This is a genomic window from Acidocella sp. C78, from assembly GCF_907164655.1.
The window spans coordinates 1-5,799 of record NZ_CAJQZK010000054.1 but is presented as its reverse complement, the minus strand read 5'-3'; the positions used below and the strand labels follow the sequence as shown (position 1 = coordinate 5,799).

At 68.2% G+C, this 5,799-nt stretch carries 6 protein-coding genes and 1 pseudogene; 4 read left to right on the top strand and 3 right to left on the bottom strand.

What is annotated here, in order from left to right; all coding sequences use genetic code 11:
• The 4 genes and pseudogenes from ACIDOCELLA78_RS000000113010 to gabT all read left to right on the top strand — a co-directional run.
• Nucleotides 1-297, top strand: a pseudogene (locus ACIDOCELLA78_RS000000113010) (acetyl-CoA C-acetyltransferase); the annotation flags it as partial.
• Nucleotides 298-321: 24 nt separating this feature from the next.
• Nucleotides 322-1,023, top strand: a complete 702-nt coding sequence (locus tag ACIDOCELLA78_RS000000113005; protein WP_201729862.1) for a CoA transferase subunit A — start codon at nucleotides 322-324, stop codon at nucleotides 1,021-1,023.
• A gap of 10 nt (nucleotides 1,024-1,033) precedes the next feature.
• Complete coding sequence (locus ACIDOCELLA78_RS000000113000) at nucleotides 1,034-1,714, top strand: CoA transferase subunit B (protein ID WP_201729861.1); 681 nt, start codon at nucleotides 1,034-1,036, stop codon at nucleotides 1,712-1,714.
• Nucleotides 1,711-2,991: a 4-aminobutyrate--2-oxoglutarate transaminase gene (gabT, locus tag ACIDOCELLA78_RS000000112995; RefSeq protein WP_201729860.1), complete on the top strand. Its 1,281-nt coding sequence runs from the start codon at nucleotides 1,711-1,713 to the stop codon at nucleotides 2,989-2,991. The genes ACIDOCELLA78_RS000000113000 and gabT overlap by 4 nt, the downstream gene beginning before the upstream one ends.
• A gap of 42 nt (nucleotides 2,992-3,033) precedes the next feature.
• On the opposite strand, the gene ACIDOCELLA78_RS000000112990 is transcribed toward gabT, so the two are convergent.
• From ACIDOCELLA78_RS000000112990 to ACIDOCELLA78_RS000000112980, 3 genes are all read right to left on the bottom strand, one after another.
• Nucleotides 3,034-5,073 (bottom strand): hypothetical protein, encoded by a 2,040-nt coding sequence (locus ACIDOCELLA78_RS000000112990; RefSeq protein ID WP_201729859.1) that lies wholly within the window; start codon nucleotides 5,071-5,073, stop codon nucleotides 3,034-3,036.
• A gap of 41 nt (nucleotides 5,074-5,114) precedes the next feature.
• Complete coding sequence (locus tag ACIDOCELLA78_RS000000112985) at nucleotides 5,115-5,537, bottom strand: YraN family protein (RefSeq protein ID WP_201729858.1); 423 nt, start codon at nucleotides 5,535-5,537, stop codon at nucleotides 5,115-5,117.
• Nucleotides 5,538-5,604: 67 nt separating this feature from the next.
• Nucleotides 5,605-5,799, bottom strand: a 195-nt coding sequence (locus ACIDOCELLA78_RS000000112980; RefSeq protein ID WP_214006296.1) for a hypothetical protein, incomplete at its 5' end; no start/stop codon positions are given.

The following is a 5,799-nucleotide window of genomic DNA, read 5'->3' as shown; positions in this document are numbered from 1 at the left end:
CCCTCCTCGCAGAAGGCGCTCGCCCGCGCCGGCTGGTCAGTCGCCGAGCTTGACCTGGTCGAGGCGAACGAAGCCTTCGCCGCCCAGGCCTGCGCGGTGAACAAGGGCCTCAATCTCGACCCGGCGAAGGTGAACGTGAACGGCGGCGCCATCGCCATCGGCCACCCGATCGGCGCCTCGGGCGCGCGCGTCCTCACCACCCTGCTCTTCGAGATGCAGAAGCGCGATGCCCGCAAGGGTCTCGCCACGCTGTGCATCGGCGGCGGCATGGGCGTCGCCATGTGCGTCGAACGCTGAAACACCAAGGAGGAAACCAACCGGATGCGTAAGGTCTATTCCGGCGCCGTCGAGGCGCTCGCCGGTCTGCTGCGCGACGACATGACCATCCTCGCCGGCGGCTTCGGCCTGTGCGGCGTGCCAATGGCGCTGATCGAGGCCATCCGCGAGAGCGGCGTGCGCAATCTGACCATCGTCTCCAACAATGCCGGGATCGACGGGATCGGTCTCGGCATCCTGCTGGATACGCGGCAGGTGAAGAAGATGATCTCGTCCTATGTCGGCGAGAACGCCACCTTCGCCCGGCAATATCTCGCCGGCGAGCTTGAGATCGAGTTCAACCCGCAGGGCACGCTGGCCGAGCGCATCCGCGCCGGCGGCGCCGGCATTCCCGCCTTCTTCACCGCGACGGGCTATGGCACCCAGGTTGCCGACGGCAAGGAAACCCGCGAGTTCGACGGCCGGCATTACGTGATGGAACGCGGCATTTTCGGCGATCTCGCCGTGGTCCATGCCTGGAAGGGCGATACCGAGGGCAATCTTGTCTACCGGAAGACGGCGCGGAACTTCAACCCGATCTGCGCTGCCGCCGCGAAGGTGACGGTCGCCGAGGTCGAGGAGCTGGTCGAACCCGGCACGATCGACCCCGACCACATCGTCACCCCCGGAATCTACGTCAAACGCATCGTCAAGCTCGCGCAGGTCGAGAAGCACATCGAGAAGCGCACCGTGCGCGAGCGGGCCTGAGGAGGAAAACATGCCCTGGACACGCGATCAGATGGCGGCCCGCGCCGCCCGTGAACTGCAGGACGGATTCTACGTCAATCTCGGCATCGGCATCCCGACGCTGGTGGCCAACCACATCCCCGAGGGCGTCTCGGTCCACCTGCACTCCGAAAACGGCATGCTCGGAATCGGACCCTTCCCCTATGAGGGCGAGGAAGACGCCGACCTGATCAACGCCGGCAAGCAGACCGTGACCGAGCTGCCGACCACGAGCTATTTCGACTCCGCGGAATCCTTCGCCATGGTGCGCGGCGGGCATATCGACATCTCCATCCTCGGCGCGCTGCAGGTTGCCGAAAACGGCGATCTCGCGAACTGGATGATCCCCGGCAAGATGGTGAAGGGCATGGGAGGGGCGATGGACCTCGTCGCCGGCGTGCCGCGCGTCGTGGTGCTGATGGAGCACACCGCCAAGGGCGAGCCCAAGATCCTGCGCAAATGCAGCCTGCCGCTCACCGGCAAGGGCGTGGTCAGCATGATCGTGACCGACATGGCGGTCTTCGAGGTCGATCACAGCCGCTCGCCCTCGCTCGTTCTGGTCGACAAGCCGGACGACGTGACGATCGAGCAGATCCGCGACGCGACGGAGGCCGATTTCGTGGTGCACAGCACCATGCACCGCACCCCGGTCGCCGCGGATATGGGGAAATGAGCGCGAATTCCGAGCTGCACGCCCGCCGCGAGACGGCCGTCGCCCGCGGTGTCGGCATCAGCCACCCGATGGCCTACACCGCCCACGCCGAGGGCGCTGAGCTGTGGGACGCCGAGGGCAAGCGGTATATCGACTTCGCCGGCGGCATCGCGGTGCTCAACACCGGGCACCGCCATCCGAAGGTGATCGCCGCGGTCCGCGCGCAGCTCGACCGCTTCACCCACACCTGCTTCCAGGTGACGCCGTACGAACCCTATGTCGCCCTGGCCGAGCGGCTCAACGCGATCGCCCCGATCGAGGGGAAGGCGAAAACGGTGTTCCTCACCACCGGCGCCGAGGCGCTGGAAAACGCCATCAAGATCGCCCGCGCCGCGACCGGCCGCCCCGGCGTGATCACCTTCGCCGGCGGCTATCACGGCCGTACCCTGCTGACCATGGCGATGACCGGCAAGGTCGCTCCCTACAAGAAGCGCTTCGCGCCAATGCCGGCGGAAATCTATCACGCGCCGTTTCCCTTCGAGCCCTTCGGCGTCAGCGTTGCCGACAGTCTTCGCGGCATCGAGATGCTGTTCCGCGCCGATATCGAGCCTGAGCGCGTCGCCGCCATCGTGATCGAGCCCGTCCAGGGCGAGGGCGGCTTCATCCCGGCGCCGACCGAGCTTCTGGTGGCCCTGCGCGCGCTGTGCGACCGTCACGGCATCCTGCTGATCGCCGACGAGGTGCAGACCGGCTTCGGCCGCACCGGCCGCATGTTCGGCATCGAGCATTCCGGTGTGAAGCCGGACCTGATGACGATCGCGAAATCGCTGGCCGGCGGCTTTCCGCTCTCCGGCGTGATCGGCCGCGCCGCGGTGATGGACGCGCCCGAGCCCGGCGGCCTCGGCGGCACCTATGCCGGCAACCCGCTCGCCTGCGCCGCCGCCCTCGCGGTGCTGGACGTGATCCACGAGGAAAACCTGGTGGAGCGCGCCAACGCGATCGGCGCCACGATGAAGGGCCGGCTCGAGCGCATCGCCGCCCGCAACGACGTCGCCCCCATCGCCGCGATCCGGGGGCCGGGTGCCATGATCGCCTTCGACATCGTCCGCCAGCGCGGCGGCCACGAGCCGGACGCCGAAACCACGAAACAGGTCATCGCCCGCGCCCGCGAGCACGGCGTCATCGTGATATCCTGCGGCGTCCACGGCAACACCATTCGCCTGCTGGTGCCGCTGACGGTCAGCGACGCCGTGCTCGGCGATGGGCTCGACGCCCTCGAAGCGGCCCTTTCCGACTGAGACGACGCGCCCTGCCGGGCCGGCGCGCCGCGCGATCGAGGCTCAGCGATAGCGCGGTCGCGGGTCGAACTGGGCCAGCCGGTCCCAATGCGCGCGCAATAGCGCGATCTTGTCGAACACGAGCGCGAGGTCGCCCATCTCGCGGGCAAGCCGTCGGTCGGTCGCCAGTCCGCGATGCGACGGCTCACCCGAAACCAGCCGCGCTCCCGCCGAAACCCTGAGCCAGCCGATCTGCCCGCCCTCGCCATCGGGCAGGGCGACCGGCTGGCCGATATGGCAGATGCGGGCGGCGATGCTGCGCTCGCGCGCGGTATCGAACAGCGCCGCGCAATCCGCGTTCAGCCAGTGATAGAGCCGCCGCGCCGCGGTCGGGTCCAGCAGCCGCTCCATCGAGCCGGGCGCGCGCACGGCGAAGGCGAAAACGCTGCGCAGCGAATCCCAGCCGCCGCCCTCGCGGGCGGGATCGGCGACGGTCTGCAACACGAAAATGTCGTGCTGCGCCACCGCCGCCTCGACGGCGGCGCGGAACCGGAGAAGCACCTCGCTCTTGCGCGCTTCCGGAACCGCGGCGAACGCCTTCAATTCCGCCAGCGCCGCGCGCCAGCGGAGCAACAGGCCGTAATTCGCGCCATCGGGCAGCCCCCGCGCCGCCGCCGCCGAGGGTGGCCACTCGCCCCGGCTGAAATAGGCATCAAGCCCCGAGGGCAACCGCCCCCGCCCGAGCCGCCGCGCGATTCGCGGCGGAATGAGCGCCGCGCCGGCGAAAGGCGGGCCGGTCAGGAATTTCGACCCGGTGATCTGGACCACGGCATCGAGATCGAGATAGGCGCGGATTCGCGCCGGCCCGATCCGCATCTGGCAGGCATCGACCACGATATCCAGCCCCTCGCCGAAGCGCTCGCGCAAGGTGCGCAACAGCGCCATCGACGGCGCGAGCAGGCCGGTCTTCGACAAGTCGAGCGCATGCAGGATCACCCGCCGCCCCGCCGCCGCCGCCGCCGCCACCGCGCGGCCGATCTCGTCCTCGATGGCGGCGGACGTGCGCGGAATACCGTATTTGTCGCGCAGCGGCACCGAGACCAGCTCGGTATCCGGCCTGAACCCGCCGATCGGCGCGGCGCGCGACACATCGTGCCCGTTCGCGGTATCGATCGCGAAATGCCGGCCGACCGCGGCCATCGGCACGCCGCTGCCGGTCTCCTCGGGAGCCAGCAGGATCGTGGTGATCGGCCGCCCGGCATCGGGCAGGTGGCTCAGGGCGAGGGCGAGCAATTCGCTGTCGGTTCCCGAGGCGGCAAGCACGACGGCGCCGCCCGCAGGCAGGCCGGCATCGTGCCCGATTCGCCGCCGCACCGCGACGGCCTCCAGCCCGATGGCGCGGCGGTCGCCATCGCGCAGCATCGCCGCGGTCAGCCGCAGCCGCACCCGATCCGCCGCCTCATAGCCGCGCTCGGACACCGAGGAGGCGGTGGACGAGGCAAAGGTCACCGCCCAGGGGCGCGGCCGATGGCTGCAACCATAGCCGTTGAGGTCGCTCTGCGGGTCGCGCATCAGCCTGATGTCGCCGCCCGTCTCCATGATCGATTCGACGATGCCGATGACCGGCCACAGTGCCCGGCACCGGGCGATCTCCGCCGCCGCCGCCGGACCGGTCTCTCCCGCGAGGGCGGCCAGGTCGCGCGAAATCCGTTCGAGCTGGCCGGCGCCCGGCGGCAGTTCCGCCGCCATCGTGGCGACCCAGGGGAATCGCGGCAATGGCGGCATCCGCTCGGCCTCGGCGAACTGCGCGGCGGCCCGCGCGGCGGCAAGCCCGGCCAGGGGCACCTTCACCCCGGCGCGCACCAGAGCGAGCCATTCCCCGGCGAGGCGGAGCGCGAAGCGACGGGCCAGCCGGTCGATGCCATCGTCGAAAACGACCCGCCCGGCGGCGAATTCGATCCCGAGGCCCGAAGGCGCCGCGCCGGACCGGCATTCGACGCCGCGCAACATCCAGAACGCCACGTTCCGCCTCAATTCCGCATCCATGGCGGCATCGGCGCGGGCGCCTTTCAGACGGAGAGGCTCGGGAAATCGGTTGCTCATGCTGGCCTTATACGCGCCTCCGGGCGGCAGCGCCAAACACTTCAGGTGTCATCTGCACGAAATGCCGCGAAGATGGGATGAACCGCCTCGCCGATCACCAGCGCGACATCGAAGCGCGTCTCCGGCCGTGCCCAGCCCGGCTGCTGACCGAGCACGATCTCCGCCGCCGCAACGAGCCGGCGCCGCTGGCGCGGGGTCAGCGCATCGGCGGCGGCGCGCAGCGCGTTGCGGGCCTTCACCTCGACGAAGGCGAGCACCTCCCGATCGGCGACGACGAGATCGATCTCACCGGCGGGCGTACGCAACCTTTGCGCGAGGACATCAAAGCCCCGGACGCTGTACCAGTTAGCGACGAGGGTCTCGGCAACCCTTCCGCGCCGTTCAGCCCGGCGCCGGGCGACAAGGCCGGTTTTGGGGATTCTTCCACCTCGGATTGTCTCGACATATAAACAGGAATACGTCATATGATGTAAATACGATACATTGCCTATCTAGAATTGGCGCGGTAGCAGAAAAACGATTTTTCCGGTCTTAATATCCTTTCATTGGAGAAAAAAAGAAATTACAATTGCCTGTCATCTCTGTTAATGAATTGTTAAGATGCGTCATATTCCAGAGCCAAAAGTGTTTAAAAAGTGAGAAACGACAATGCATTTTAATGATATTGGGCAGCAACTCAGAGCCTATCGCATGGAGTCCGGCCTCAAGGCCGAAGAGATCGCCGCC